Annotated in this window: 24 protein-coding genes; 4 read left to right on the top strand and 20 right to left on the bottom strand. The window is 41.1% G+C overall.

Annotation, left to right across the window (positions count from 1 at the left end; all coding sequences use genetic code 11):
• Entirely contained in the window at positions 1-1,113 is a 1,113-nt protein-coding gene (locus tag EO111_RS05740; RefSeq protein ID WP_127010971.1) for a RuBisCO large subunit C-terminal-like domain-containing protein, read from the bottom strand.
• Positions 1,114-1,494: 381 nt separating this feature from the next.
• On the opposite strand from EO111_RS05740, the gene EO111_RS05745 reads away from it, so the two are divergent.
• Positions 1,495-2,661, top strand: coding sequence for a pyridoxal phosphate-dependent aminotransferase (locus EO111_RS05745; protein ID WP_127010972.1), 1,167 nt, complete (start codon positions 1,495-1,497; stop codon positions 2,659-2,661).
• Between the two features lie 71 nt (positions 2,662-2,732).
• On the opposite strand, the gene atpC is transcribed toward EO111_RS05745, so the two are convergent.
• The 15 genes from atpC to EO111_RS05820 form a co-directional block, all read right to left on the bottom strand.
• The gene (gene atpC / locus EO111_RS05750; protein WP_127010973.1) at positions 2,733-2,990 is read right to left on the bottom strand and encodes an ATP synthase F1 subunit epsilon; all 258 of its coding nucleotides are present in this window, start codon (positions 2,988-2,990) and stop codon (positions 2,733-2,735) included.
• Between the two features lie 3 nt (positions 2,991-2,993).
• Positions 2,994-4,415 (bottom strand): F0F1 ATP synthase subunit beta, encoded by a 1,422-nt coding sequence (gene atpD / locus EO111_RS05755; protein WP_127010974.1) that lies wholly within the window; start codon positions 4,413-4,415, stop codon positions 2,994-2,996.
• Between the two features lie 22 nt (positions 4,416-4,437).
• A complete protein-coding gene (gene atpG, locus EO111_RS05760) occupies positions 4,438-5,292 on the bottom strand; it encodes an ATP synthase F1 subunit gamma (RefSeq protein ID WP_127010975.1) in 855 nt (284 codons plus the stop codon).
• A gap of 3 nt (positions 5,293-5,295) precedes the next feature.
• Positions 5,296-6,831, bottom strand: coding sequence for a F0F1 ATP synthase subunit alpha (atpA, locus tag EO111_RS05765; protein ID WP_127010976.1), 1,536 nt, complete (start codon positions 6,829-6,831; stop codon positions 5,296-5,298).
• 2 nt (positions 6,832-6,833) lie between these two features.
• The gene (gene atpH, locus EO111_RS05770; RefSeq protein ID WP_127010977.1) at positions 6,834-7,400 is read right to left on the bottom strand and encodes an ATP synthase F1 subunit delta; all 567 of its coding nucleotides are present in this window, start codon (positions 7,398-7,400) and stop codon (positions 6,834-6,836) included.
• Positions 7,401-7,404: 4 nt separating this feature from the next.
• Positions 7,405-7,899 carry a F0F1 ATP synthase subunit B gene (atpF, locus tag EO111_RS05775; RefSeq protein ID WP_127010978.1) on the bottom strand — a complete coding sequence of 165 codons (495 nt, stop codon included), beginning with the start codon at positions 7,897-7,899 and terminating at the stop codon, positions 7,405-7,407.
• A 29-nt stretch (positions 7,900-7,928) separates the two neighbouring features.
• Positions 7,929-8,201, bottom strand: a complete 273-nt coding sequence (gene atpE, locus EO111_RS05780) for a F0F1 ATP synthase subunit C (RefSeq protein ID WP_009353316.1) — start codon at positions 8,199-8,201, stop codon at positions 7,929-7,931.
• 20 nt (positions 8,202-8,221) lie between these two features.
• Positions 8,222-8,893 (bottom strand): F0F1 ATP synthase subunit A, encoded by a 672-nt coding sequence (gene atpB / locus EO111_RS05785; protein WP_009353413.1) that lies wholly within the window; start codon positions 8,891-8,893, stop codon positions 8,222-8,224.
• Positions 8,894-8,907: 14 nt separating this feature from the next.
• Complete coding sequence (locus EO111_RS05790) at positions 8,908-9,294, bottom strand: ATP synthase subunit I (protein ID WP_127010979.1); 387 nt, start codon at positions 9,292-9,294, stop codon at positions 8,908-8,910.
• Between the two features lie 9 nt (positions 9,295-9,303).
• On the bottom strand, positions 9,304-9,507 hold the full coding sequence (locus EO111_RS05795; protein ID WP_164723754.1) for an AtpZ/AtpI family protein: 204 nt from the start codon (positions 9,505-9,507) through the stop codon (positions 9,304-9,306).
• Positions 9,508-9,695: 188 nt separating this feature from the next.
• Complete coding sequence (gene wecB / locus EO111_RS05800) at positions 9,696-10,841, bottom strand: non-hydrolyzing UDP-N-acetylglucosamine 2-epimerase (RefSeq protein WP_127010980.1); 1,146 nt, start codon at positions 10,839-10,841, stop codon at positions 9,696-9,698.
• A gap of 601 nt (positions 10,842-11,442) precedes the next feature.
• Positions 11,443-12,465 carry a glycosyltransferase family 4 protein gene (locus tag EO111_RS05805; RefSeq protein WP_062401490.1) on the bottom strand — a complete coding sequence of 341 codons (1,023 nt, stop codon included), beginning with the start codon at positions 12,463-12,465 and terminating at the stop codon, positions 11,443-11,445.
• Positions 12,466-12,657: 192 nt separating this feature from the next.
• Entirely contained in the window at positions 12,658-14,382 is a 1,725-nt protein-coding gene (locus tag EO111_RS05810; protein WP_164727611.1) for a phosphoglucomutase, read from the bottom strand.
• Between the two features lies 1 nt (position 14,383).
• Positions 14,384-15,376 (bottom strand): YitT family protein, encoded by a 993-nt coding sequence (locus EO111_RS05815; RefSeq protein WP_009353335.1) that lies wholly within the window; start codon positions 15,374-15,376, stop codon positions 14,384-14,386.
• A gap of 126 nt (positions 15,377-15,502) precedes the next feature.
• Positions 15,503-15,877, bottom strand: coding sequence for a RidA family protein (locus tag EO111_RS05820; RefSeq protein ID WP_009353332.1), 375 nt, complete (start codon positions 15,875-15,877; stop codon positions 15,503-15,505).
• Between the two features lie 130 nt (positions 15,878-16,007).
• On the opposite strand from EO111_RS05820, the gene EO111_RS05825 reads away from it, so the two are divergent.
• Positions 16,008-16,511 (top strand): methylated-DNA--[protein]-cysteine S-methyltransferase, encoded by a 504-nt coding sequence (locus tag EO111_RS05825; RefSeq protein WP_126940440.1) that lies wholly within the window; start codon positions 16,008-16,010, stop codon positions 16,509-16,511.
• A gap of 38 nt (positions 16,512-16,549) precedes the next feature.
• Here the strand turns inward: EO111_RS05825 and EO111_RS05830 are convergent, their stop codons facing one another.
• A complete protein-coding gene (locus EO111_RS05830) occupies positions 16,550-18,007 on the bottom strand; it encodes a nicotinate phosphoribosyltransferase (RefSeq protein ID WP_127010981.1) in 1,458 nt (485 codons plus the stop codon).
• A gap of 316 nt (positions 18,008-18,323) precedes the next feature.
• On the opposite strand from EO111_RS05830, the gene menA reads away from it, so the two are divergent.
• Positions 18,324-19,229: a 1,4-dihydroxy-2-naphthoate octaprenyltransferase gene (gene menA, locus EO111_RS05835; protein ID WP_127010982.1), complete on the top strand. Its 906-nt coding sequence runs from the start codon at positions 18,324-18,326 to the stop codon at positions 19,227-19,229.
• 176 nt (positions 19,230-19,405) lie between these two features.
• Positions 19,406-20,227 (top strand): MetQ/NlpA family ABC transporter substrate-binding protein, encoded by an 822-nt coding sequence (locus tag EO111_RS05840; RefSeq protein ID WP_009353368.1) that lies wholly within the window; start codon positions 19,406-19,408, stop codon positions 20,225-20,227.
• 202 nt (positions 20,228-20,429) lie between these two features.
• Here EO111_RS05840 and EO111_RS05845 read toward each other — a convergent pair whose 3' ends face one another.
• The 3 genes from EO111_RS05845 to EO111_RS05855 form a co-directional block, all read right to left on the bottom strand.
• Positions 20,430-23,948, bottom strand: a complete 3,519-nt coding sequence (locus tag EO111_RS05845; protein WP_127010983.1) for a YadA-like family protein — start codon at positions 23,946-23,948, stop codon at positions 20,430-20,432.
• Positions 23,949-24,163: 215 nt separating this feature from the next.
• Positions 24,164-25,171: a galactose/methyl galactoside ABC transporter permease MglC gene (gene mglC, locus EO111_RS05850; RefSeq protein WP_009353422.1), complete on the bottom strand. Its 1,008-nt coding sequence runs from the start codon at positions 25,169-25,171 to the stop codon at positions 24,164-24,166.
• 10 nt (positions 25,172-25,181) lie between these two features.
• Complete coding sequence (locus EO111_RS05855) at positions 25,182-26,693, bottom strand: sugar ABC transporter ATP-binding protein (protein ID WP_127010984.1); 1,512 nt, start codon at positions 26,691-26,693, stop codon at positions 25,182-25,184.
• Between the last annotated feature and the right edge of the window lie 14 nt (positions 26,694-26,707).

Below are 26,707 nucleotides of genomic sequence, written 5' to 3' on the forward strand. Positions count from 1 at the left end.
CTAGCTTCTTTCTAATACATCTATGAAAGCTTTCATATTATCCGTCAAATCTGGCCCTCGGCGGAACATATCGCCCCCTACAAGGAACATCGTATCTGTACCGTAAATGCTCACCAACTCTGGCAAACGTGCCTCGGTCACGCCACCACCTGGAGATGGACAAGACGATTTAATCGACGCCAATGGTCCACGATTACTATCACAAATTTGACGACACAAGTCTGGTTTAAATGTAAATCGTCCACCATAAGACACGAAAATATTCATATCCCCGCCGAAAATACGTGGCAATAAGCCCATCCAAATCGTGGCGGCAATCCCTGATGTACCGGGTAATGTGAATCCACCCATCATAGCAGGATGCACGATGAGCGGCAAGTTCAAAGAATCATCGGTAGCCAATCGATGTAGCCAGCCAAATCCGATTAAGGAAGGGGCTACCATCAGAGCTGTAGCACCTGCTTCTTTCGCATAATGGGCCCGCTCTAGCACGTCTGTTCCATCCCCAGATACATTGGCTGCATAGAGGGTGTGATGACCACTTTTAGCATTCGCCTCCTGTACTGCATGGGCACATCGTGACACACGATCTTTGAAGGGAGAAAACGATTGATTCGTCAATCCATGGTCATCCTTAATCACATCGGCACCGCCCATAGTATAGGCATGACACATGCGAGCCAACTCTTCATTGGGTGTCCCCATAGGTTTAATTACGGCTTGAATCATGGGGCGAGTTGGGGTCTGGCATAATTCTCGAATGCCAGCTAAGCCGAACTTAGGCCCTGTAAACACATCTAGCAAACTAGGACTAAACTCAATATCCACTACCCAAATGTGTGGTTGTAGGGAAGAGTTGCCAAAGACTACATTTAAAAACTGTGTCACTTCCAATCCTGATGTCTCCACCGGGTAGGCAATCTTTGCCAAAAAACAATCTTCTTTTTCTTCCAAGGAAAGCAATTGTCCCACCATTTGACGACGTGGGTCGCTTTCCCCTAATAATTCATAAGGAAATTCAATGGTTTGCTCCACCTGTATGGACCAAGCCACTTGCTTCGCCTCTTCATAGGTTGGAACATGCAATGCATAGGTAACGGAAAATGTTTCCATCGGTAACTCCTTTCCCATCATTACAATATACTCTATTTTTATCTTTTTATAATCAATCTAAAAGTCTGTTACTATACTACCACGGCAACAGTGTTTGAGAATCCGTTATCTGATTTCTCTATCTTTATAGTATGACATAAGTTCTTATGAAATGCTATGTCATACCTACAATTATACACTATATGCAATAAAAAAGAACCTCTAATCCACTAGGTTCTTTTCTAAGAATGTGGTACACTGTTACTATTATTTATTCTATCATTCTACTAGGTGTTGTGACCGCCTGTATACACTCTTAAGAGCAACTATCCATATCAGTCGGCACAACATCCTGACATTTGACATAGAGATACATGGATCATGTATCAGAAAGGACAATCTATGAACTGGAACAATTATCTTTCAACTATGACACAAACATTGCCCCCTTCTGGGATTCGTAAATTTTGGGAAAAAGCCATGGCTATGGACGATGTGATTTCTCTTTGCGTTGGGGAACCCGATTACATACCTCCCCAACCTGTACTAGATGCACTGGTAGCTAGCGTGGAACGAGGGGAAACGAATTACTCCCCCAATGCAGGCATCTTGCCATTACGCGAAGCCATTAGCAATTGGTACAACCGCCGTTACCACGTACACTACGGCACAGATGAAATGATGCTCACCATCGGTGCTAGTGAAGCCATCGATTTGTCTTTACGTGCCCTCTTGAACGAAGGAGACGAGGTGTTAATCCCAAATCCATCCTACGTAGCTCACCAAGCAGAAGTTCACATGTGTGGTGGCAAAGCAGTTCCTGTACCCACACATTTAGAAGATGGCTTTAAACTTCGTGTAGAAGAATTGGAAAAGCTTGTAACAGAAAAAACAAAAGCTATTTTAATGTGTTACCCAAGCAATCCTACAGGAGCCATCATGGACTACGAAGATTTATTGCCTATTGCAGAGTTCGCGAAAGCCCATGACCTGATCGTTATCTCTGACGAAATTTACTCGGAACTCACCTACCACAAGGACCATGTATCTATGGCGTCCTTACCGGACATGAAAGAGCGCACTATCATCTTAAACGGTTTCTCCAAGTCCTATGCTATGACAGGTCTTCGCATCGGCTTCCTTTGTGCACCTTCTGAGTTTATTACAGCTTGCATTAAATTGCACCAGTACAGCATCGTTGCACCTGCTACACCAGTGCAACACGCTGCCATCGTAGCTCTAAACAAATGCGATGACTCCGTTATCGCTATGCGTCAAGATTACCTAGAACGCCGTGACATGATCGTAAAAGGATTCCAAGATATGGGCTTACCGATTGCCGTTCCAGAAGGAGCTTTCTATGTGTTCCCTGACATCTCTCAAACTGGTCTGTCCGACGAAGATTTCTGTGAACAATTGCTAGAGCAACAGCATGTAGCCGTTGTACCAGGATCTGCCTTCGGTACCTGCGGTGCTAATCGTATCCGTTGTTCCTACGCTTCCTCTAAGGAAACCATCCAAGAGGCATTACGAAGAATACAAATTTTCTTAACAACATTACAGAAGTAACCATAAAAGGGTTGTACCAACACTACTACAGCAGTTCGGTACAACCCTTTTTCTATCTCTTCGATATGTAATTAAGCACGTTCACAAGAGGCCGTCGTGATATACACAGAATTATTTTCCACTTCTAGGAATCCCCCAGGTAGTATAAATTCTTCACGCTTGCCATCATGGTCAATGCGAATCGCCCCAGGCGCCAAAGCGCTCACTAAAGGCATATGAAGTGGTTGGATACCAAACTCTCCATCGAGAGCTTTTCCTACCACCATCGTTGCGTCTCCAGAAAACACTGTTTCATCAGGAGTAATAATTGTTACATGCATGGTACTCATAGATTATTCTCCTTTCCCTAACATGTCCCTTCCTTTGGCAACAGCTTCATCGATAGTTCCCACCATGTAGAAAGCACTTTCCGGTAAGTCATCATGTTTACCTTCTAGGATTTCACGGAAACCACGCAATGTTTCCTTCAATGGCACATATTTACCAGGACTGCCTGTAAATACTTCGGCTACGAAGAATGGTTGACTCAAGAAACGTTGAATTTTACGAGCACGAGCTACGGTCAATTTATCCGCTTCAGACAATTCTTCCATACCTAAGATAGCAATGATATCTTGTAAATCTTTGTATTTTTGAAGTACTTCTTGCACGCCACGAGCTACGGAGTAATGTTCTTCCCCTAATACTAATGGATCCAAGATACGGCTAGTGGAATCCAATGGATCCACGGCTGGATAAATACCAAGTTCTGCAATGGAACGAGACAATACTGTAGTAGCATCCAAGTGAGCAAATGTCGCTGCTGGCGCTGGGTCAGTCAAGTCATCGGCAGGTACATAGACGGCTTGTACAGACGTAATGGAACCTTCTTTTGTGGATGTAATACGTTCTTGTAATGCCCCTACGTCATTGGCCAATGTTGGTTGGTAACCAACGGCAGATGGCATACGACCTAGCAAGGCAGATACTTCAGAACCAGCTTGGATGAAACGGAAAATGTTATCTACGAATAACAACACGTCTTGTTGTTGTACATCACGGAAATATTCCGCCATCGTCAAACCTGTTAAAGCTACACGCATACGAGCTCCAGGAGGCTCATTCATTTGTCCATAAACAAGCGCTGTTTTAGACAATACGCCAGACTCTTTCATTTCGTTCCAAAGGTCATTCCCTTCACGGGTACGTTCACCAACCCCTGCAAATACGGAGTAACCACCGTGTTCTGTAGCGATGTTATGAATCAATTCCATGATTAGAACTGTTTTACCTACACCGGCACCGCCAAATAGACCGATTTTACCACCTTTTACATATGGCGCAATTAAGTCTACGACTTTAATACCAGTTTCTAAAATATTAGTTTCTGGTGCTAATTCATCAAATTTTGGAGCGGCACGGTGAATTGGCCAGTGTTCATTCACTTTCACTTCCGCTGGATCATGGTCTACTGTTTCGCCTAATACGTTGAAAATACGGCCTAGTACACCATCACCAACAGGAACGGAAATAGCGGCACCTGTGTCCACTGCTTCCATACCACGAGTCAATCCATCAGTGGAACTCATAGCAACACAACGAACTGTGTCATCACCTAAATGTTGCATAACCTCTACAACAATTTTAGACGTTTCTTGTTCGTCGCCTTTTGTAATAGTAATTGCATTGTAAATAGCAGGCAATTCACCTTTTGGGAAGACTACGTCTACCACCGGTCCAATAACCTGAACTACTTTACCTATATTTGTACTCATATACGAGATACTCCTTTATCTATTATTGCAATGCGTTTGCACCGCCTACGATTTCAGAAATTTCGTTAGTAATACCTGCTTGGCGCAACTTATTGTATTCTAAGTGCAAGGTACCAATCAATTCGCCTGCATTATCAGTAGCGGATGTCATGGCCGTCATACGGGCACCTAATTCACTAGCCGCCCCATGTAGCAATGCATTATATACAGTGCTTTCCACATAGGCTGGCAACAATTGTTCCAATACAGACCCTTGGTCTGGATAGAATAAACTTTCACCGGCCTCTGCTGCATCGGACTCTAATGAAAGAGGTAATAAGCGCTCATGAGTCACTTCTTGCAATAAGGAGTTCACAAACTTAGTGTATACCAATACCACTTCATCTACCTCACCAGACAAGAACATCGTTTTCACTTGTTCTACAATGTCTTGAGCATGATGAAAGCCTGGTTTATCAGAAAATCCTTGCAAATCAGATACTACAGAATAGCCATGACCTGTGAAATATTCCGTTGGCTTACGGCCCACTGTGAATAGACCGTAAGCTTCAGCTGGCGTATCTTGCAATAAAGCTTGCACGTATTTAATGATATTACTAGTATAAGCACCAGCCAACCCTTTATCAGCACCTACCACCACATAGGCTACCTTATTCACAGGACGAACTGTGAGTAGCGGTAAATCTGCGCCCCCATCTAGAGAGGACATGCTTTGATGCAGCATGTGGCGGAGACGTTCTGTATAAGGTTCAGTACCTTTCGCTTTTTGTTGTGCACGACGTAGACGAGCAGATGCTACCATCTTCATAGCTTTTGTAATTTGCTGCGTATTAGTGACACTTTTTATACGCTTGCGTAAGTCTTGTGCACTACTCATAGATTACGCCTCCTCTGGTAATAATTCGTGAGTAGCACCAAAGACATCAATACATTCTAAAATCGCTTGTTGCAATGTTTTTTCTGTATCTTCTTCTAATTTCTTAGTATCTCTAATTGATGCTAATACATTGGCATAATTACCATGTACATAGTGTAATAAGGCATCTTGGAATGCTGGTACATCATGCACAGCTAATCGTTTGAAATAGCCATTAATACCTGCATATAAACATACCACTTGTTCTTCTACTTTTAACGGAGAGTATTGTGGTTGTTTCAACATTTCAGTTAAGCGTTCACCACGATCTAATTGTGCTTTTGTGGAGGCATCCAAATCGGAACCGAACTGCGCAAAAGCCGCTAATTCACGATACTGTGCCAATTCCAAGCGCAATTTACCAGCTACTTGTTTCATCGCTTTAATTTGCGCACTACCACCTACACGAGATACGGATAAGCCTACGTCAACTGCTGGACGAACGCCAGAGTAGAACATATCTGTACCCAAGAAAATTTGTCCATCCGTGATGGAGATTACGTTCGTTGGGATATAGGCAGATACGTCACCTGCTTGTGTTTCGATGATCGGTAAAGCCGTAATAGAACCGCCACCCAATTCATCGGATACTTTCGCAGAACGTTCCAATAAACGAGAGTGTAAGTAGAACACGTCACCAGGGTACGCTTCACGTCCTGGAGGACGGCGTAACAACAAACTCATCGCACGATAGGCAGCAGCTTGTTTTGTTAAATCATCATATACGCAAAGTACATGTTTACCTTGGTACATGAAATGTTCGCCCATAGCTACCCCAGAATATGGTGCTAAGTACTGCATAGGAGCCCCTTCAGAAGCACCAGCAGATACGACGATAGTATATTCCATAGCTCCTGCTTCTTCTAATTTTTGTACTACACGAGCTACAGTAGATTCTTTTTGACCAATTGCTACATAGATACAGATAACATCTTGTCCTTTTTGGTTCAAGATCGTATCGATAGCAATCGCTGTTTTACCAGTACCACGGTCACCGATGATCAACTCCCGTTGACCACGACCAATTGGTACCATCGCATCAATGGCTTTCAAACCAGTTTGCATTGGTTCAAATACAGATTTACGATCTGCAATACCAGGTGCTGGGTATTCTACAGGACGATATGTTTCTGCCACAATCTCCCCTTTACCATCGATAGGTTGACCAAGGGCGTTCACAACACGACCAATTAAGCCATCTCCTACAGGAACCTGCATGATGCGGCCTGTACGGCACACTTCATCACCTTCTTTAATCAAGAAGTCATTACCTAGGAGAACGGCGCCTACATTATCTTGTTCTAAATTGAGTACCATGCCATATACGCCATGAGGTAACTCTAACAATTCGCCAGCCATGGCTTTTTCAAGACCGTAGATATGCGCAATACCGTCCCCTACTTCCAGAACAGTTCCTACATCATCTACGTTTAATTCAACATTATAGTCCTGAATCTGCTGTTTAATAATGGCAGTAATTTCTTCAGGCGTCATTTTCATAATTAACCATTCACCCCAATCTTATTGGTACTTGCATTAAGCAATGATTTTTTTAATTCTTCCAATCGTCTAGCCATACTTCCATCAATCCGAGTGTCTCCCACTTGAATGATCATACCACCTAAGATGGATGGATCCACCTGTTCTTCGATGACACATTCTTTGCCAGTGATCTCTTGTAACTTACGTAATACTTTTTCCCGCATTGCCTCTGAAAGTGGTTCAATAACCGTCACTTTTGCTTCCAAAATACCGCGACTTTCACGGGAGCGTTTTATGTAAGCACGGGCTGTTTCCATGATATATGGACTGCGACGGCGATCCACCATAACATAGAGAAAATTCATAATCAATGGATGCACTTCGCTACCAAAGATTTGCTCTAGAATTTTCTTTTTTCCCACTACTTCTAACATAGGATTGATTAAAATTTGGCGTAATTCCTCATGGGTGGAAAATAAATCTTGCACATAGGAAAGATCTGTATCAAATTGTGGTAACAAACCTGATTCCTGTCCTAATTCAAATATAGCGGAGCTATATGTTTCTGCAATTCTTTCTACACTCATCGTATCACGACCTTATAGTTGTACTATCAAGTTTTGCAATGGTATCCTCTACAAGGGCTACATTATCAGCACTGGAAAAGTCTTTTCCAATTAACTTACCAGCCACTTGTACAGACAAATTCACAACTTCTGCGCGGATTTGTTGCATTGCTTTTTCCCGTTCCCGTTCAATTTCTTGGCGGGCGATTTCTTTTTCTTTCACTAGTTGAGCTCGTAATTCTTTGATTTGTGCTTGTGCTTCTGCTTCTGCTTGTTGTTTTGCGGTCTCGATAATCCCTTGTGCTTCTTTACGAGCTTCTTGCAATTGCGCTGTATATTCAGCTTTCAACGCAGCCGCTTCTTCTCTAGCTTGTTCTGCACTGGTAAGATCATTCTCAATGCGACGTTTCCGTTCTTCCATAGTTTGCAATAACGGTTTATACGCATACTTTGCTAAAATCAACACTAGCACGATAAAGTTTAAAATCTGAAGTACGAGTGTGCCGTTTAAATCTACCAACGGTCATACCTCCTCTTAGCTAATGTCTATTATTTAAGTAAGTCTACCAATGGGTTTGCGAACACTAATACAATCGCGATAACTGCTGCGATAATAGGCACCGCTTCGATTAAGCCTACAGAAATTAACATATTTGTAAATAATTTACCAGATTGTTCTGGTTGACGAGTCATACCTTCTAAAGCTTTACCAGATACAAGACCGTCACCAATACCTGCACCAATCGCAGCTAAACCAATTGCTAAACCAGCGCCAATGGCAGAACCAACCAATACATACGCTTTTGCTAATAATAATTCCATTATGATTTCCTCCTAAACTATTAATGTCCATCTCCAATTGTCATCCCCAAATACGAGGTAACGAGCATGGCAAAAATAAACGCTTGAATAATACCGATTGCTAGACTAAAGGCTAACCATACGATAGGAAGTACATAGGGTACCAAGGCATATAATAATTCTAAAAGAATTTCTCCCGCTAGTATGTTACCAAACAAACGGAAGGCTAATGTGACAGGTTTCGCTATTTCTTCCATTAAGTTGATGATGATAAATAATTTAAATGGCTGCACAAAATGCTTAAAATAGCCAATTCCTTTTACTTTCAAGCCTACAATCCATACAAGAATTGAGCTTGAAATGGCTAATCCCAAGGTGGTGTTAATGTCATTTGTTGGCGATGCCAAGATATGCGGACTTGGAATCAAGCCCAATTCATTACTCACCAAAATAAACAGAAAATACGTAAATAGGATGGAGCTTAAAAACTTCCACTGATTGCCTAGGTTCGTTTTAAACTGACCAGTCAATCCTTCTAGCACGCCTTCCATCACATTTTGAATCCCCTGTGGTACCATGGCCCGTGACCGTGTAGCTAATAGTGTGACCACAATAATGATTGCCATCACTAACCACGTCATGTATAGCGTATCCATATTAAAGGATATGCCCATCCATTGAACAACATGATGATGCCCTGCATGTAACTCCATATTCCCACCCCCTTTCACATAGATGATTCCCTATTACGTTGACGTACATACATACTATACTCAACATATTGCATAGGAACAAACACACAGATTCCGCCTAGTACACCTTTCATGGAAATAGAAGGGATCTGCGTGCTTATGCCTACTAACAATACGATTAAGCTAAACCGACTCATAACACCAATCCAAACTCGACGTTTCACATCGTCTAAGGTGGCGTCTTTCATCTTGTAGGTTTGAAAGGCTAAATACAAGAAATATACAACATATGTCATCATGCCCCATAGCCAACCCGTGATGTGCTGAGTCCAGTCCAGTATCCATAACACGACTACACCTAGTATAGCCACTGACAGTATCCATCGGCAATGACTTTTGATATAGGTTATATATTCTTTCATACAGTCTCCTTACATACACTGACGTATGACACCGTAGAGGCCTAGAAATCCACCGATTAATCCACCTAGGAGTACGCCCCAAGGGTGCGTTCCCACATAGTGATCAATGGCATAACCAAGACCCATACAGATACCGATAGAACAAAGTATAGTAAATCCCGTAGTTGATGCTTTGGAGATAGCCATCCATAGATCTGATTTTTCTTTCCCCATAGACATACCTCCTATACCTCTAACATCGTAGATTATACCACCAATGAGAACAATTTTAACAATATATAAATTTTATATCTATCAAAACTTTTCAGACGATTTGATTCAAAACCGTGTACATTCCTCAATTACACAGTCAATGAAAGTAGCTATCAACTTAATTATAACTAGAATGCATACATCGACTATTATTTTCCAAAGGACGATGGTTTTTCTTGATGCTCAAAAAATTCATGCCGTAAGGCTTGTACAATTCGTTCTGATGCTAATCCATCCCCATAAGGGTTCACTGCATTTGACATAGCAGTATACATTTCTGCATTCGTAATTAACTCTTTAGCTGTGGAGTATACAGTTGCTTTATCAGTGCCCACTAATTTTACTGTACCTGCTTGGACTGCTTCAGGTCGCTCTGTCGTATCACGAAGAACTAGTACAGGTTTACCCAAAGATGGCGCTTCCTCTTGAATACCACCAGAGTCTGTCATAATAAGATAGGTCCGATCCATTAAGTTTGCAAATGGTTCATATTCTAATGGCTCAATCAAATGTACACGTGGCATATCACCTAGTACCTCTTGTACAATACTGCGTACCTTTGGATTTCGGTGCATAGGGAATATAACTTCAACCTCTTCATGTTCTCCAATAATATCACGAATTGCCTCATATACATTACGCATTGGATTGCCTAAATTCTCACGACGATGAGTGGTCACCAAAATAACCTTTTGGTTCACGTAATCAATTTTGTTCAGCAACTCTTCAGTAAATGTGTAGTCTTCCTTTACTGTAGTTTGCAGCGCATCGATAACCGTATTCCCTGTTACATACAAGTGATCTGGATTTATATTTTCTTTCAATAAATTCGCTTCCGATGTAGTGGTGGGTGCAAAATGGTACGTCCCAATAGCACCGGTCAACTTACGATTCATCTCCTCAGGAAATGGAGAGTAAATATTACCCGTCCGAAGACCTGCCTCCACATGCCCAACAGGAATCCCTTCATAAAATGCCGCTAGCGCCCCCACAAAAGTAGTGGTCGTATCGCCATGAACAAGCACCACATCAGGTTTTGCTTCTTTCAATACCTCTTGCAGTCCCATTAAGGCACGGCAAGTTACATCATACAAGGTCTGCCCTTGACTCATAATATTTAAATCATAATTAGGTGTTATGGAAAACAAATGCAACACCTGATCTAACATTTCTCTATGCTGTGCCGTTACCGTAACGATGGACTCCATATCAGGCGCTGCTTCCAAAGCCTTAACAACTGGTGCCATCTTTATTGCCTCAGGACGTGTCCCAAATATGGTCATGACTTTTAACATAGTACCTCCCACATATTTCGTTTACTTCCTTTACCATGAAAGCCGTCATATACAAACTTTCCTAAATCACTTTATTAAGCTTTTTCAATTATCTCTATTGTATCATGTACAAGCCTTCCATACTAGTAGAAACTGTAAAGAAGTACATCAAAATAAAAGGTCACAACCCTCCCCTCACAGAGTGAGCAAACACTAGACAAAACGCCATAAGCGTAAGCAACATGGCGTAATATGCCTAATTTTGCAAACGCCAGAAAGCGTGGCACCTCCTCCCCTACAGAGTGAGTAAGCACTAGACAAAACGCCTTCAACCGCAAAGTAGATTATCTAAGGCATATGGCATTTCATTACTTGCCTTAAGAAAATGCAAAAAGACCGCGGTATGTTCCCACTCCTCCCCTACAAAGTGAGCAAACACTAGGCAAAACACCATAAGCGTAAGCAACATGGCGTAATATACTTAATTCTACAAACACTAGAAAGCGTGGCATGTTCCTGAACAAACATTATGAAATACCGTTTGTGAAGGAATGTGCCACGCTTTCCCTTTGCCTAAAAATAAAAAACGCCATGAAGCCTGAGCTCCTGGCGTTTTGCATAGCTATTTACGAACGTCGTTGTCTTTGGATATAATCCCAATTTTTGTTGCTGTCCACACGCATGCACAAAGTATAACAAGCACTAGCAAGACTCCTATGACAAAGTTTGCTTTTGCCGCCACGATAGACACACAGCCTAAAAGTGCGGTGATGGCATACATGAGCAACACAGCTTGTTTTTGTGTGAGCCCCATCGCCAGTAGACGATGATGCAAATGTCCTTTATCTGGTTGGAATACAGGGCGTCCATTAATACGTCGACGTACAATGGCAAATAAAGTATCTAAAATTGGTAATCCTAACACAATCACAGGTACCACCAATGCCACAGTCGCTGCCGTTTTTACACTGCCCATGACAGAGATAGCTGCCATGGTATAACCCAATAGCATACTGCCTGTATCACCCATAAATATTTTGGCAGGATTAAAGTTGTAGCGCAAGAATCCGCAAGCCGCCCCAGCTAATGCCAAAGTAATGCAAGCCAATTCGATTTGCCCCATTTGCAAAGTCACGATACAAATCGTAATACACGCAATGAGAGAAATCCCTGCTGCCAATCCATCTAATCCATCAATGAGATTCACAATATTCGTAAACCCTACAATCCAAAATACCGTCAACGGTATGGCAAAATATTCTAAATACAATAGATGGTCACCAATGCTAATAAAATGCACCGCATTGCCAAACAGTGGCAACATAAGAGCCGCCAAAATTTGTCCCATCAATTTTGTTTTTGGACCAATTTGTTTAATATCGTCCCAAATCCCTACTGCTACTAGGATAATTGAACCTACAATCAATCCTTTGACAGAAGACACATCTTTCACACTATATAGCAAAGATACCATATAGCCAATATAGATGGCCAATCCACCTAATCGTGGAATTGACACTTGATGCACCTTACGTGCATCTGGTTTATCAATAGCACCTACCTTAACAGCAAATTGTTTCACCAAAGGTGTGCAAATATACGTTACTACGAGAGCAATGACAAAGGCCCATAAATATACTGTCATTCCACCACCTCCATACGTGGTATTTCATGATTATAACAAATGATTGTCAATAGTCTGTTATTCGAATACTTAGTTCATTGTATATAGACCATATTTATTAATTATATCAGTTAAACACAGGACATACAAGAACAGACTCAGTAAGTACATGGACTCCCTTCTCTTCATGGACATGTTAAAGACGGTTACCAACTAAACAGATTTTGTTACTAACCCTTCAATAATGTATTTACCATCTTCCATCAGCTGCGCCAGCCCTTCTTCGCCTAAATAGGACTCTGCATACATTTTATATAAGTTTTCTGTACCTGATGGTCGTGCTACAAACCAACCTGTATCTGTCACAATTTTAACACCATCGATAGGTTGTTCTTCAAACAAAGAGGTCGTACGAATATCTAGAATCGGACTGCCTCCTAATTTTGTCATAGTCACATCACTAGGTTTCATACCTTTTAAAGCACTTTTTATTTCCGCTGTGCAAGGCATATCCACACGTTGGAACACCGGTGTTCCCCATTGTTCCGTCATATCTACATAGTGTTGTGCCGGAGTTTTCCCTGTAGTGGCTACCATTTCCACCGCTAAAAGCCCTAAAATGATGCCATCTTTATCAGTAGTCCATACGGTTCCATCCTGTTGCAAGAAGGACGCTCCTGCACTCTCCTCTGCCCCTAGACCAATGCGTCCATCAAATAATAATGGAGCAAAATATTTAAAACCTACTGGCACTTCATAGACTGGATGATTGGAATCTTTGCAATAGGCATCCATCAAGCTTGTGACAACAGCTGTTTTTCCAACACCTTTTCCTTCCCAAGGGCGAGTTTCATTCAAATACTTAGCAGCTACTACTAAATATTGATTGGGTGCTAACAAACCTTCTTCTGTGACTATGCCATGACGATCATAGTCTGGGTCATTGCCAATAGCTAGTTCATGAGCACCTAAATTTTTTGCTACCTCTGCCATAGCATATGGGGAAGAACAGTCCATACGAATAGCACCATCATGGTCATAGGACATGAAGCTAAATGTTGGATCATAGTCACTATTAATGATAGTAAAGTTTAGATTATACTCCTCAGCAATGGCATGCCAATAGGCCCCTCCACTGCCGCCTAACGCATTAATTAACACCTTTGGATTGGCTTCTTGGATTGCTTTCATATTGATAATCTGAGGCAATTCTTTTACATAGGCCATTTTAAAGTCATATGGTTCTAAATATTGTCCCGCTTCGTCTATAGAAATCGCAGCTGGAGTTACCCGTTGCTCTTCTTCATGATGACAGCAACCACAATGAGCGCTTTCATGAGCACCCACTAGATGATGAAAGGAAAATCGTTGAATGCTATCTAACCCTTTTTGCAAATATTCATTAGCTAAGGCTTCAATCCGCTTTGTCACTGCTGTATCTGCAGGGCCCCCATGAGGTGGATTATATTTAATACCACCATGTTCTGGCGGATTATGAGAAGGCGTAATAATAATACCATCTGCTACATTCTCTGCCGTTGTATCTGCATTGTGTCGCAAAATAGCCCGAGACACACTTGGAGTAGGCACAAATTCACGATGTGCATCCACACGTGTTTTCACACGATTTCCCAACAAGACTTCAATGGCCACTTGCAAAGCTGGTTGTGATAAGGCATGTGTATCTTGTCCAATATAGCAAGGTCCTGTAGCACCAAATTCTTGACGCACATCACAAATTGCTTGTACAATGGCTGCCACATGGAGTTCATTAAAGGTCCCTTTGGATGCAATCCCTCGATGTCCAGACGTACCAAAGCTTACTCGTTCTTCTAAAGTCTCATGATTAGGAACAATGCGAAAAAAGTCTTTCACAACTGTATCTACATGAATCAAATCTTCTTTTTTTACAGGTTGTCCTGCCAATGGATGTACCATATTAGTGTTCCTCCTTATGCTCTTGGGAAGGGATTTCATTTCTTGCCATTTGCACTTCATGAATCATTTGCTCTGCTTCAGCCGCTTTCACTGGATCACAGGTTTGCAATACCCGTTCTACAGCACCATTCGTAGACCTTGCCGAGAAACCTGTGCCGATAACCTCTGCTGCATCCGTGATAACCATAAATGCTGTTGGATCTTCCGCTTCTACGGCAGCTTTCAAGCGAGCCACTTGCAACAAACTTACTACTACCATAATAACCTGTTTAGGCTGATGTGTATAGGCGCCTTCTCCATTCAAAATCGTAGCACCACGACCGATTTTATCAATGATTAAATTACAAATCGTCACTGGTTTATAGGAAATGATAAACATTGCCTTGCGTTGGTTAAAACCAGTAATTACCTTATTGGTTACCATCGCTGCTAAATAGGTACTAATCAAAGTGGTAGCCGCCGCCTCAATATTGATAACAATAGCACCAACGATGAGAATCATCATATTAATACCAAATAAGATACTGCCTATTTGTAATCCAAAACGATTCCGAATAATCATAGCAATGGGATCCATACCACCCGTATTACCGCCACCACGGTAGACGATACCAAGACCCAATCCAGAGAATAGACCCCCTAAGATACCTCCAATAATTGGATTCTTTGTTAATTCCAAGGCTTCTAATGGAGACAATAGGTTGATCAAAATAGACATAATGATAGTGCCTAAGATGGTAATCCCTAGGTGCCAACGTCCTAACCATCTCCATGCCGCGTACAGCACAGGTATATTCAAAAGAAAGTTAATAGAACCTAAACTTAATATACCTTGTGTCACATAATAAATAATCAAGCTTAGACCACTAATTCCACCACTTAAAAGTTTATGCGGTACAATAAATCCTTGTACCCCTACTGCAAACACCGTCGATCCAATAATAATATGTATTATGGCTTTCACCGTACTTAAATATTTTGGTTTACTTAACATAATTTCACCTATTCTATCACTACTTCCATCATCTGACCATAAGCAAAAAGCTGCCACATTAAGAGTCAATCATAATGTAACAGCTTTTTAGTACTTATTAAACCGCTTATGGTATAATACAATATACTATTCTGCTAGGGCAATCACTTCTACTTCTACTAAGAAGTTAGCTGGTAATGTTTTGACTGCCACACAACTACGAGCTGGTTTAGATGTAAAATACTCAGCATAAATAGCATTAAATTTGGCAAAGTCACCCATATCTGCTAAAAAGCATGTTGTTTTTACAACTTTAGAAAAATCAGTGCCTGCTTCTTTTAAGATAGCTTCGATGTTTTTCATCGCTTGCAATGTTTGTGCTTCCACGCCACCTTCTACTAGAGCGCCTTGTGCTGGATCAATACCGCCTTGACCAGAAATGAACACAAAACCATTCGCTTTGTAAGCTTGAGAATATGGTCCTAATGCTGCTGGTGCTTGCTCTGTATACACTTGTTTCATAGTTGTCCCCTTTCATTACCATAAGACATTTATAATATATCACTAGTATAGCATGTAATGGTATCGAAGTGTAGCTATTTTTCATACTTCTATTGTACTTTATTTGCATACCTCTATAAGGAGTACCTATATGTCTATTATTTATACTACTTATGAAAGCCCTTTGGGCACTCTTACACTATATGCCACAGCCTCCGCCTTAGTAGGGCTTACATTTCCAACTCAATCTGTAAATTTTCAAGAACCAGTGGTCATAGACAAGACTATTTCTTCCCCCATTTTGCAACAAACTATCCAATGGCTAGATCAATACTTCGTTGGACAAGTCCCAACGATGATGATTCCCTTAGCACCTCAAGGCACAACGTTCCAACAAAAAGTATGGTCTCAGTTACAGCATATTCCCTACGGCACATCCCTTACTTATGGAGAGCTAAGCCAACGTGTATTTAACTCCCCTATTCCTAAAGGAGCCCAAGCCATCGGATCTGCGGTTGGTGCTAACCCTATTTCTCTCATCATCCCTTGTCATCGTGTGTTAGGCAAAGGAAACGCCCTCACTGGTTACACAGGAGGGCTATCCATTAAGCGAGCCTTACTATCCATCGAAAATATATCTTTCGTAGACAAGTAAGATTACTTCATATATTGTGATTGATATAACATTTTGACTTAACTAGGATTTCCTACTTTTCCCAGCAATAATTTAGATTTTAATTGATGCAATTCTTCGCTGATGTTGACTTTCACCTCTGGTGCTCGGCGAAGTCGTAAAAATTCTGGCCATAGTAATTGAATTTGCTCTTCTCCATAGGCTTTCACCTGTGCCAAGGAAGGTACACTGTACACCAATTCTCCATCTACAAAAATAGGCACCAATAGTTCTTGTATTTTAAAGCTATTTGCCTTCAACACAGTGTGTTTCCATGGATACAATGGATTTTTAAACACATAGTCCTGTGTGGTGTCCACTGTTTCGTGGTCTAAACAAATTAAATCACCAATGAGCTTATGATTTCGTACATTGATGAGGCGCAATACTTTTTTCTTGCCAGGATTTGTTACCTTTTCAATATTATCTGAAAATTTCATGGCTGGCATAAAGGTGTCCCCTTCCCATTGACCGGCTAGTTTATACACCCCACCTAAGGCTGGTGTTTCATCGGCAGTAATCAGTTTTGTACCTACACCCCACGCTGTGATCTCTGCTCCTTGCTGTTTCAAGTCTGCAATTTTATATTCATCTAGATCATTGGTGGCAAAAATTAATGCCTCTTTAAATCCTGCCTCATCTAGCATCTTACGAGCCTCGATAGATAAATATGCCAAATCTCCACTATCCAAGCGAATACCATAAATAGACGGCATCGTGCCCCCACGGCGTTCACGAATCTCTTGGAACACTTGGATGGCCGCAGGCACACCTTTATGTAGTGTATTATAGGTGTCCACTAAAAACACCAAATTATTTTCGTATTGGTCTGCATACGCACGGAATGCATCAATTTCAGTAGGAAAACTCATCACCCAACTGTGTGCCATAGTCCCTACAGGTCGCATGCCATACAAAGCAGCACTGTACACATCACTAGTGCTATCAAAGCCTCCTATGAAAGCTGATCTAGCTCCTTGTACAGCTGCGCTCACCCCTTGGGCTCTTCGCATACCAAACTCTGCTACTCCATCCTTGCCAATGACAGATCGGATACGACGTGCTTTGGTCGCAATCAAGGACTCATGATTTAAAAACATAGATAATGCTGTTTCCAATAAAATGGCCTCATCCTTGGCAGATTCTACTCGAAGTAACACTTCCCCCGGGAATACCACAGATCCTTCTGGGGCCGCATAGATAGTTCCAGTAAAGCGGAATGTGCTTAAATATGTCAAGAATTCTTCTGTAAACACACCCGTTTGTCGTAAATAGATAATATCATCCTCAGAGAAACGTAAGCCTTTCACATACTCGATAACTTGTTCCAATCCAGCGACCACAGTATAGGCGCCTTGAAATGGATTCATCCGGTAAAAGCGATCGAATACACAACGAGTACGATGTTTGTTTTGCGTAAATAAACCTTGCATCATGGTAAATTGATACATATCTGTTAATAGAGCATGTGTAATCATAAACAACTCCTATATCTACTCGCAACTAGTGTTATCTCTTGCATCACCAGATCATTACGAGTTAACCACTTATATACTTATAGTGTTTCTATTATTTTTTATTATACCCTATATTTCAAATTATACACTATATTTTTTATTTATCAACATAGGTGCTTTATCATTTCCTCCTTATTGCAACGAGGCCTCTGCATATTGGTTTGTCACTATACTTGTGGTATGATAATTATATTATTTACAGCGAGTACATCTTGCTAACATGAGCATACATTAGCTGTTAAAGATCCACATAACATTTTGAAAGAAAGGACACTCTATGAATCTTTCACAATTCTTTGCATTAATACGTCCACGCACCTTGACTGCAGCTTTCAGTCCTGTTGTACTAGGCGCTGCTATGGGGGCTACGCAGTTTGAAACCGTACAACCTATTTGGCTATCCTTGGTGTATACCGTAGGCATTCTAATTTGTGTGTTAAGCGCGCAAATCTCAGCCAATATTTGGAATGAATATTTTGATTTTAAATCTGGTCTTGACCTCACACAAGCAGCTGGAAATAGTGGTTCTATTGTCCGTGATGGCATCTCTCCAGCGATTATCAAACGTTGGGGATATATGACGACTATACTTCCACTCATCTTAGGCATTGCCCTCGCTAAGGCTGTCACATGGTGGTATATTCCTGTAGGCACGCTTTGCATACTGACTAGCATCTTATACTCTGGTGGACCTAAACCCATTTCTCGTACCCCTTTTGGTGAACTCGCCTCTGGTCTTGCCATGGGTTTTGCCATCGTGGGCATTACCCTCTTTGCTTGGACTCACACCTTGCACTGGACCTATCTAATTCCTGCCGTACCGTCCACCATCTTAATCGGTGCTATTATGATGACTAACAATTTACGTGACTTTACAAACGATGCGAACCACGGTCGTCGTACCTTAGTCATTCTTCTTGGCCGTGAAAGAGGCCTCCAACTGTTACAAGGGCTCTTCCTCATTAGCTCTCTATGGATACTAATATGGACTATCTGCGGAGTTATCCCATGGCCTTCCTTAGTAGCTTTACTTTCCTTACTGCCTGCTATGAAAGTCATCCATATCTTCAACACCTATGCAGATCCAATACGATTAAACGAAGCTATGAAGTTTACTTCTATATCTTGTACACTGTATCACTTCTTGTGGGCTATAGGACTCCTATGTAATACAATCATATAAAACTAGCATTCTTTATGAGGGGAGTCTTTATTACTTTCACAGTAGTATCCATCTAATTCATAGTCAATAACTATAACACCTTAGATATATAACATATTTTACTTATAACAAAACTCTTGTTATACTAAGCAAGTAGAAATTCACTATGTAAGTACACAAAGAAAAGGAGATAAAATATGAAGAAATTATTTAGTTTAGCCGCTACGGCTGTATTAGGCGCTGCCTTATTGTTAGGTGGCTGTGGTTCCACTGGCACTAGCTCCACTGGTTCCGATGCAGGTAAAACATTGAAAATTGGTGCTTCCCCAGTACCTCACGCTGAAATCCTAGAGCAAGTAAAACCAATCCTTGCTAAAGAAGGCATTAAATTAGAAATCATCGAGTTCAGCGACTATGTACAACCAAACGTGTCCTTGAATGACAAAGAAATTGATGCGAACTTCTTTGCTCACATTCCTTACCAAGAAAACTTCAACAAAGAAAAAGGTACTCACATTGCAACAGCAGGTGCCGTACACATCGAGCCAATGGGCATTTACTCTAAAAAAGTAAAAGATTTGAAAGAAGTACAAGATGGCGCTCAAGTAGCAATCCCATCTGATGCGACAAATGGTGGTCGTGCATTACTATTGCTTTCCAAAGCTGGTTTAATCACTTTGAACGATCCTAACAGCATTTCTGCTACAGTACAAGATATCAAAGATAACCCTAAAAACTTAAAATTCGTTGAATTAGAGGCGGCTCAATTACCTCGTACATTAGATGATTCCACAATTTCTGTAATCAATACAAACTTTGCATTAGGTGCTAACTTGAACCCAACAAAAGATGCATTGTTCTTAGAATCTAAAGATTCTCCATATGTAAACATCGTATCCGTTCGTGAAGGCGATGAAAAACGTGAAGATATTCAAAAATTGATCAAAGCTTTACAAAGCCCTGAAATCAAAAAATTCATCGAAGACAAATACAAAGGTGCTATTCTTCCAGCATTCTAATGAAATCGCTTAGAATAGACTCCTCCAAATAAAAAAACACTAACAACTATCATACATACTTAACTATACAACAATAGAGGCAAGTTGATTCGCTCAACTTGCCTCTGTTGTTTTTGCATATACCCTTGTTCTTCTATACAAGCTCACAAACCATCAAACTCATTTCTAGCATACAAAAAAGGGTCCCGAAGGACCCCTTTGATTATTTACGAACCATAGCTCGTAATTCTTGCATTTCTTGTTGCAATGTCACAATATCTTGACGTAAGTTATCATTTTCTGCTGTCAGAACTGTAAGTTCACGACCATAGGCTTCTTTCATAGCTACCATTTCATCATGCAATACTAGCACCGAAGAAATTGGGCCATTACGATAACGTTCTGGTATAGCTTTTTTCTCTGGACTATTACCAAATTTAAAAGTTGCACCGCCATTAACCATAGTGCCACCACGTACCATAGATACACCAGCATGAAACATAGTAGATTCTTTAGTATAATGAGCCACACCTAATGCTACGGCGTTCACATTTTTATAATGTCCAACGCCAGCCATAATTTGTGTTGGTTCTAATGGATCATATTGAATTGGTTTTAATGCAGATAATGCAGCACCTAGGGCATCGCCTCTACGACTTTCCTTGCGTAATTCTTGTAAATCACTACCAAGTTCACCAATTTGGCGCTCTAATTTTTCATAGTTATGATTATCTCCTTTAGAACCGCCTTCTAAAGATTTACGGAAATCATCTTCTGTTTTATTTTCATTACCTTTGATTTCTTTCCAGTATTCATAAGCAGATTTGCCTTTAGCGCCATCTTTACCGGCTTTCCCAGCATCACCTTTGTCACCTTTAGGGCCTACTACGCCAGTTTCACCTTTATCGCCTTTAGGTCCTACTGCACCATCTTTACCTTTTTCACCTGTAATAGCCTTGATAAAGTCGTCTTTTGTCTTGCTTTCGTTACCTGGTAATCCTTTCCACACTTCGAAAGCAGACTTTCCGTCAGCTCCATCTTTACCAGCTGTACCAGCATCACCTTTAGGTCCTGCTACACCAGCTACTCCAGCGTCACCTTTTTCGCCTTTCTCACCTTGTGGGCCTGCTGCACCAGTTTCACCTTTTGCACCTGTAATGGCTTTGATGAAATCATCTTCTGTCTTGCTTCCATTACCTGGTAGGTCTTTCCATACTTCGAAAGCAGATTTTCCTTTAGGACCTACTTCACCTTGTATACCTTGATCACCTTTAGGCCCTACTGCACCTGTATCACCCTTATCACCTTTAGGACCTTGAACACCTTGTGGCCCTTGTGGACCTACTCCACCAGTACCACCACCAGTACCACCTGGTCCTTGTGGCCCTTGTGGGCCTTGAGGACCTTGTGGACCTACTGCACCGGCTTCACCTTGCGGACCAGTAATAGCTTTGATAAAGTCATCTTTTGTCTTGCTTCCATTACCTGGCATTTCTTTCCATACTTCAAAAGCAGATTTTCCATCAGCCCCAGTATCACCTTTAGCTCCAGTTTCGCCTTTGTCACCTTGAATACCTTGGTCACCTTTAGCACCTGGATCGCCTTTATCACCTTTGAAATCAGGATCCCCTTTTAGTTGATCTTTATCTAAGCTAAAAGTATATGTTTTACCATATTCTCCACCGTCGTTCGTAGCAATAGAGATGCCTTTACCTGGTTTTAATACTTCTTTCAAGGAATCTACAGTCAATACAGGGCTTGTAGTAGATGGAGAACCATCTTTACCGCCTGTAGTTAACGTTAAATGTCCTCTATCATTACTACCTAAGGAAATATTCATCAAAGGATTATCAAAATGTACTCCAGTAAAAGTTGGCGTTTTCAACATACCAATACGCAAGATAGAGTCTGTTGGGTCTTTATAAGTAATTAGATTATCAGAGCTATATAACGTTGGTGCCGCATACTCGCTTTTACCATCTGGAGCTTTGGCACCAGCTTGTGGAGCAACTCCATACACAGTATTTGCCTTGCCTTGGATCTTAATCTCTTTATCACCTGGTGTGTACACACGTGTATCAGGTGTTGTAGTAGCTACAGTTCCATCTGCATTGAATGGCACATCATTACCTGCCAAAATAGTATTACGTTTTTCTAAGGCTTTTAATTGCGCTACATTGACAGCATCAGTATCTTCTCCACCGGCTGCTACATTAATAATTTGGCGAGTTTTACGATAGCCTGGACGTCTATCACCTACAGACACAGCGGAATTAGTTGCTTTCCACGTAGGATCATTTGCACTCGCAAATGCAGCACTGGAAAAATGTGGACCATGTAAAGCTGCATCATAACCATTAGTAGAGGCATCATTCGTCCCGCGATCCGCATAGGACTCTCCACCTAATGCAACACCATGGCTTACAAATGTCTTCGCACTTAAGCCAAGGCTAACACCAGCATAGGCCTCCTTATTTTTTCCTGATTCTCCAACCTCACTACCATGACCAATAGCAATAGCCCCATTTCCATAGGTCTTTGTATTGCCACCTACTGCAATGGCTGCAAAATCATTTGCATAAGCACTATATCCCACGCTTACAGACTGACTTCCCTCTGCATGTGCGGAATCACCTAGCGATGTTGCACCTACTGCATTTGCAGTCGTTGTACGACCTACAGCGACTGTATTGTCTGCACTTGCCGTTGATGAAGCACCAATAGCCAAGGAGGAGTTTGCAGCCCACGCACGAGTACCCACCGCTGTACTATGTACTCCTGCTGTTCTTGTGCCTTCACCAATATTGACACTATAACTACCAGTTTCACTAATTCCTTTACCAATAGCTACTGTATTTTTTGAATTCTCACCAATTTGTACATTACGTCCAATCGCAATGGCATTCTCACTCTTAGATTGTGCCCTTGGACCAATGGCAATAGCCCCCTCTTTGGTAGCTCCATTATTTTTCTCATTGCTATCTACCCCAAGGTCTCGACTTTTTATAGAAATGTACCGTGGCTTTTCACGTTCTACACGATTGCGAAGTACTTTTAATTGTCCCACTGTGGCAGCATCTGTATCTTCATAGCCTGCTGCTACATTGGTAATTTGACGAGTATGTTGTACTCCAGCTGTTGTACCACCTACAGATACAGCTCCATCGGTAGCATTCCAAGCGCTACTAATGGATGCATTACCAGCTTCATTCGCTTTTTTTATAGCATCTGCATAGGCCTTTTCTGCATCTACCAAATCTTGATCTGCTTTTGCCTTTTGGGCATTCGCCGCTGCTATTGCAGCATCTGCATCACTCTCTTTTTTTTCTTTTTTACTCTCAGCTCGTTCAATTTCTTCTTCTGCTATTAAAACTTTATAGTTCGCTTGACGAATATTTTCATATAAAGCTTCTAGGGCTGGATTATCTGCTCCCGCTTCACCTACTTTATAATGTGTGTTACTCATTGGATTATATCCAATGTAAGCATCACTTTTACCAACACGATCTGCAATAGAACCACTGCCTAATGCTACACCACTTGCTGCACTAGTAGTTGCCTCATATCCTATGGCTAATCCATCCACTGCATTCACATTAGAACTAGCACCTACAGCAATGGCATTCGCGCCATCGACCTGACCACCAGTTACTGTATACTCTGTACTAGCTGCATAGCCCGCTATATGGCCTCCCAAGATTAATACACTTGCTGCATATACTGCGGCATTATTTTTTCTCATACTACACCCCTTATAGTTTGATAAAATCCTTAATTCATGCTAACAAATTGTTATGAATTAAGTTGAAACATTTCTTATTAATATTGATTATATACCACTTTTGTATACTATTCAAATCGAATTTTTTAAACATTATCAATGACTTTTGACATATAAAAAGCCTCCGACTTTTACAAGTATGCAAAAGCCAGAGGCTAATACCTTACTGCTGTAAATTATTTACGAGCCATAGATTTACGTACGTCGAAAGCAACTGCTACGACAATGATCAAACCTTTAATAATCAACTGCCAGTATGGTCCCATTCCAACGAATGTTAAACCATAGTTAATAACTGTAAAGATCAACACACCAGCGATAATACCAGGTACAGTACCGATACCACCAGTGATGGATACACCACCCACAACAGATGCTGCGATAGCATCTAACTCGTACATGTTGCCATAGTTGTTAGTAGCACCACCAGTACGAGCTGCTTCCAAAATACCACCTACGCCATACAAAGCGCCAGCAATAACGTAGATAATCACTAGTGTTACTGCTACGTTGATACCAGATACGACAGCTGCTTGTGGATTACCACCAATAGCAAACATATTTTTACCAAGAATTGTTTTGTTATATACCACATACATGATTAAAGAAATCACAGCAGCGATAATAACAATGTATGGAATCGTCATAAATCCTAGGTCTAAAGAACCTGTACCAATTTGCGTAAACTCTGGACGCAAACCACCGATTGGTTGGGAGTTATTTGGTTCCATATCAAAATACAAGGAACAAATACCGTAAGTAATAACCATAGTACCTAGTGTGGAAATAAATGGTACGATTTTTAAATACGCTACGATCACACCAGAAACTAAACCGATGATAGCACCCACCACGATAGCAATCACGATTGGTAGAATCAATGGTAGCTCTGGTAAATGTTCAAAGAACGGACGTGGATAATCTGGCAACTGAGTTAAGGATGCAGATACCACTGCCGTCAAACCAACCACACGACCTGCAGATAAGTCACACCCTGCGGTGATCAAGATCATAGCAGAACCTAATGCAATGATAATACGTGGGGAAGACTGAATTAAAATATCACGAAAACTTGTGACGGATAAAAAGTTCGGGCTATACATAGAAATAGCCGCTACTAGTACTACTAGTACCAAATAGATAATATTCTGGGAAAGAAACTTTCCTAATTTACCTTGGCTCATACGATACCTCCTAGACTAAACTAGCTGTCGCTAGTTCCATTATTTTTTCTTCTGTCGCTTCATGTGCATCCAAGATGCCACTCATATATCCATTACTCATAACCATAATGCGATCACTCATACCCAATAACTCAGGCATTTCTGAGGAAATCATAATGATACTTTTACCAGCACTAGCTAGTTCATTAATAATGGAATAAATTTCATATTTCGCTCCTACATCGATGCCCCGTGTCGGTTCATCCAAGAGTAGGATTTCTGGATTCGTATTTAACCAACGGGCAATGAGTACCTTTTGTTGGTTACCACCAGAAAGACTTTGAATTTTCGTTTCTGTAGATGGTGTTTTCACTCGCAAGGAAGTCACACCTTCTTTTGTATCGTCTAGTCGTTTTTCATCATTCAATAGTTTGAACTTATTTTCATATTTCGGTAGCGCTGCCATCGTTGTATTATCTACAATGGTGAGCATTGGAAAAATACCTGTGGTACGGCGTTCTTCTGTAAGCAATGCCATCCCCAGTTTTTTCGCATCTCGAGGGTGACGAATGCGCACTTCTTTATCGTGCAAATAAATCTTTCCAGATTCAATACCACGAAGACCAAATAAGGCTTCGATAACCTCTGTTCGCTGCGCCCCTACTAGACCACCTACACCAAGAACTTCTCCTTTACGAAGAGAGAAGCTTACATCTTTAAAAGAATGTGGATGAATAGATGTTAATTTTTCTACACGTAATACTTCTTCACTTGGAGTATTTGTTTTTTCAGGGAATAACTGAGTCATTTCACGACCTACCATTCGTTGAATGATAAGATCTGTCGTTAATTCATCAGCATGCCAAGTACCTATATATTGACCATCACGCATGATCGTTACTTCATCAGATATGCGTAGGATTTCTTCCATTTTATGAGAAATATATATAATTGCAACTCCTTTTTTACGTAAGGAGTTAATGATTTTGAAAAGATGCTCTACTTCATCACTCGTTAGGGAAGAGGTAGGTTCATCCATAACAATAATTCTAGATTGGTGGGAAACTGCTTTTGCAATCTCAATATTTTGTAGCTTAGAAACAGATAAATCACCAGCTAATTGTTCTGGGTCGATATCTACATCGATTTCATTAAACAAGGCCAGTGTGTCTTCTTTCATTTTTTTATGGTCTACAAATGTAAAAGGACCAATTTTTTTGGTTGGGAATCGACCTAACCATAGATTTTCCATAACATTACGCTGTAATACAGGGTATAACTCTTGGTGGATCATGGAAATTCCCATTCCAAGAGCTTTTCGGGAATCTGTCATTTCTACTACTTCGCCGTCAATGACCACGTCCCCTTGATCAGGCTTATAAATACCGAACAGGCATTTCATAAGAGTAGACTTTCCCGCGCCATTCTCTCCCATTAGAGCATGTACGGTGCCTGGTCGGACTTTGAAAGTGACATTATCCAAGGCCTTTACGCCAGGAAATTCCTTCGTAATTTGGCGCATTTCTAATATGTACTCGCCCATACATTTTCCTCCTA

Origin of the sequence: Veillonella sp. CHU594 (assembly GCF_003992265.1) — a bacterium.
Taxonomy (GTDB): domain Bacteria; phylum Bacillota; class Negativicutes; order Veillonellales; family Veillonellaceae; genus F0422.

Excerpts from the sequence above, each read along its gene's own strand:
- EO111_RS05790 (WP_127010979.1), bottom strand. The coding sequence starts at position 9,294 with ATGAAAGAATATATAACCTATATCAAAAGTCATTGCCGATGGATACTG.
- menA (WP_127010982.1), top strand. The coding sequence starts at position 18,324 with ATGAATCTTTCACAATTCTTTGCATTAATACGTCCACGCACCTTGACT.
- EO111_RS05855 (WP_127010984.1), bottom strand. The coding sequence starts at position 26,693 with ATGGGCGAGTACATATTAGAAATGCGCCAAATTACGAAGGAATTTCCT.
- mglC (WP_009353422.1), bottom strand. The coding sequence starts at position 25,171 with ATGAGCCAAGGTAAATTAGGAAAGTTTCTTTCCCAGAATATTATCTAT.
- EO111_RS05825 (WP_126940440.1), top strand. The coding sequence starts at position 16,008 with ATGTCTATTATTTATACTACTTATGAAAGCCCTTTGGGCACTCTTACA.
- EO111_RS05840 (WP_009353368.1), top strand. The coding sequence starts at position 19,406 with ATGAAGAAATTATTTAGTTTAGCCGCTACGGCTGTATTAGGCGCTGCC.
- EO111_RS05740 (WP_127010971.1), bottom strand. The coding sequence starts at position 1,113 with ATGGAAACATTTTCCGTTACCTATGCATTGCATGTTCCAACCTATGAA.
- atpH (WP_127010977.1), bottom strand. The coding sequence starts at position 7,400 with ATGAGTGTAGAAAGAATTGCAGAAACATATAGCTCCGCTATATTTGAA.
- wecB (WP_127010980.1), bottom strand. The coding sequence starts at position 10,841 with ATGTTAAAAGTCATGACCATATTTGGGACACGTCCTGAGGCAATAAAG.
- EO111_RS05745 (WP_127010972.1), top strand. The coding sequence starts at position 1,495 with ATGAACTGGAACAATTATCTTTCAACTATGACACAAACATTGCCCCCT.
- atpD (WP_127010974.1), bottom strand. The coding sequence starts at position 4,415 with ATGAGTACAAATATAGGTAAAGTAGTTCAGGTTATTGGACCGGTGGTA.
- EO111_RS05815 (WP_009353335.1), bottom strand. The coding sequence starts at position 15,376 with ATGTTAAGTAAACCAAAATATTTAAGTACGGTGAAAGCCATAATACAT.
- atpB (WP_009353413.1), bottom strand. The coding sequence starts at position 8,893 with ATGGAGTTACATGCAGGGCATCATCATGTTGTTCAATGGATGGGCATA.
- atpE (WP_009353316.1), bottom strand. The coding sequence starts at position 8,201 with ATGGAATTATTATTAGCAAAAGCGTATGTATTGGTTGGTTCTGCCATT.
- EO111_RS05795 (WP_164723754.1), bottom strand. The coding sequence starts at position 9,507 with ATGGGGAAAGAAAAATCAGATCTATGGATGGCTATCTCCAAAGCATCA.
- EO111_RS05805 (WP_062401490.1), bottom strand. The coding sequence starts at position 12,465 with ATGACAGTATATTTATGGGCCTTTGTCATTGCTCTCGTAGTAACGTAT.
- atpA (WP_127010976.1), bottom strand. The coding sequence starts at position 6,831 with ATGAAAATGACGCCTGAAGAAATTACTGCCATTATTAAACAGCAGATT.
- EO111_RS05830 (WP_127010981.1), bottom strand. The coding sequence starts at position 18,007 with ATGATTACACATGCTCTATTAACAGATATGTATCAATTTACCATGATG.
- atpC (WP_127010973.1), bottom strand. The coding sequence starts at position 2,990 with ATGAGTACCATGCATGTAACAATTATTACTCCTGATGAAACAGTGTTT.
- atpG (WP_127010975.1), bottom strand. The coding sequence starts at position 5,292 with ATGAGTAGTGCACAAGACTTACGCAAGCGTATAAAAAGTGTCACTAAT.
- EO111_RS05820 (WP_009353332.1), bottom strand. The coding sequence starts at position 15,877 with ATGAAACAAGTGTATACAGAGCAAGCACCAGCAGCATTAGGACCATAT.
- EO111_RS05845 (WP_127010983.1), bottom strand. The coding sequence starts at position 23,948 with ATGAGAAAAAATAATGCCGCAGTATATGCAGCAAGTGTATTAATCTTG.
- EO111_RS05810 (WP_164727611.1), bottom strand. The coding sequence starts at position 14,382 with ATGGTACATCCATTGGCAGGACAACCTGTAAAAAAAGAAGATTTGATT.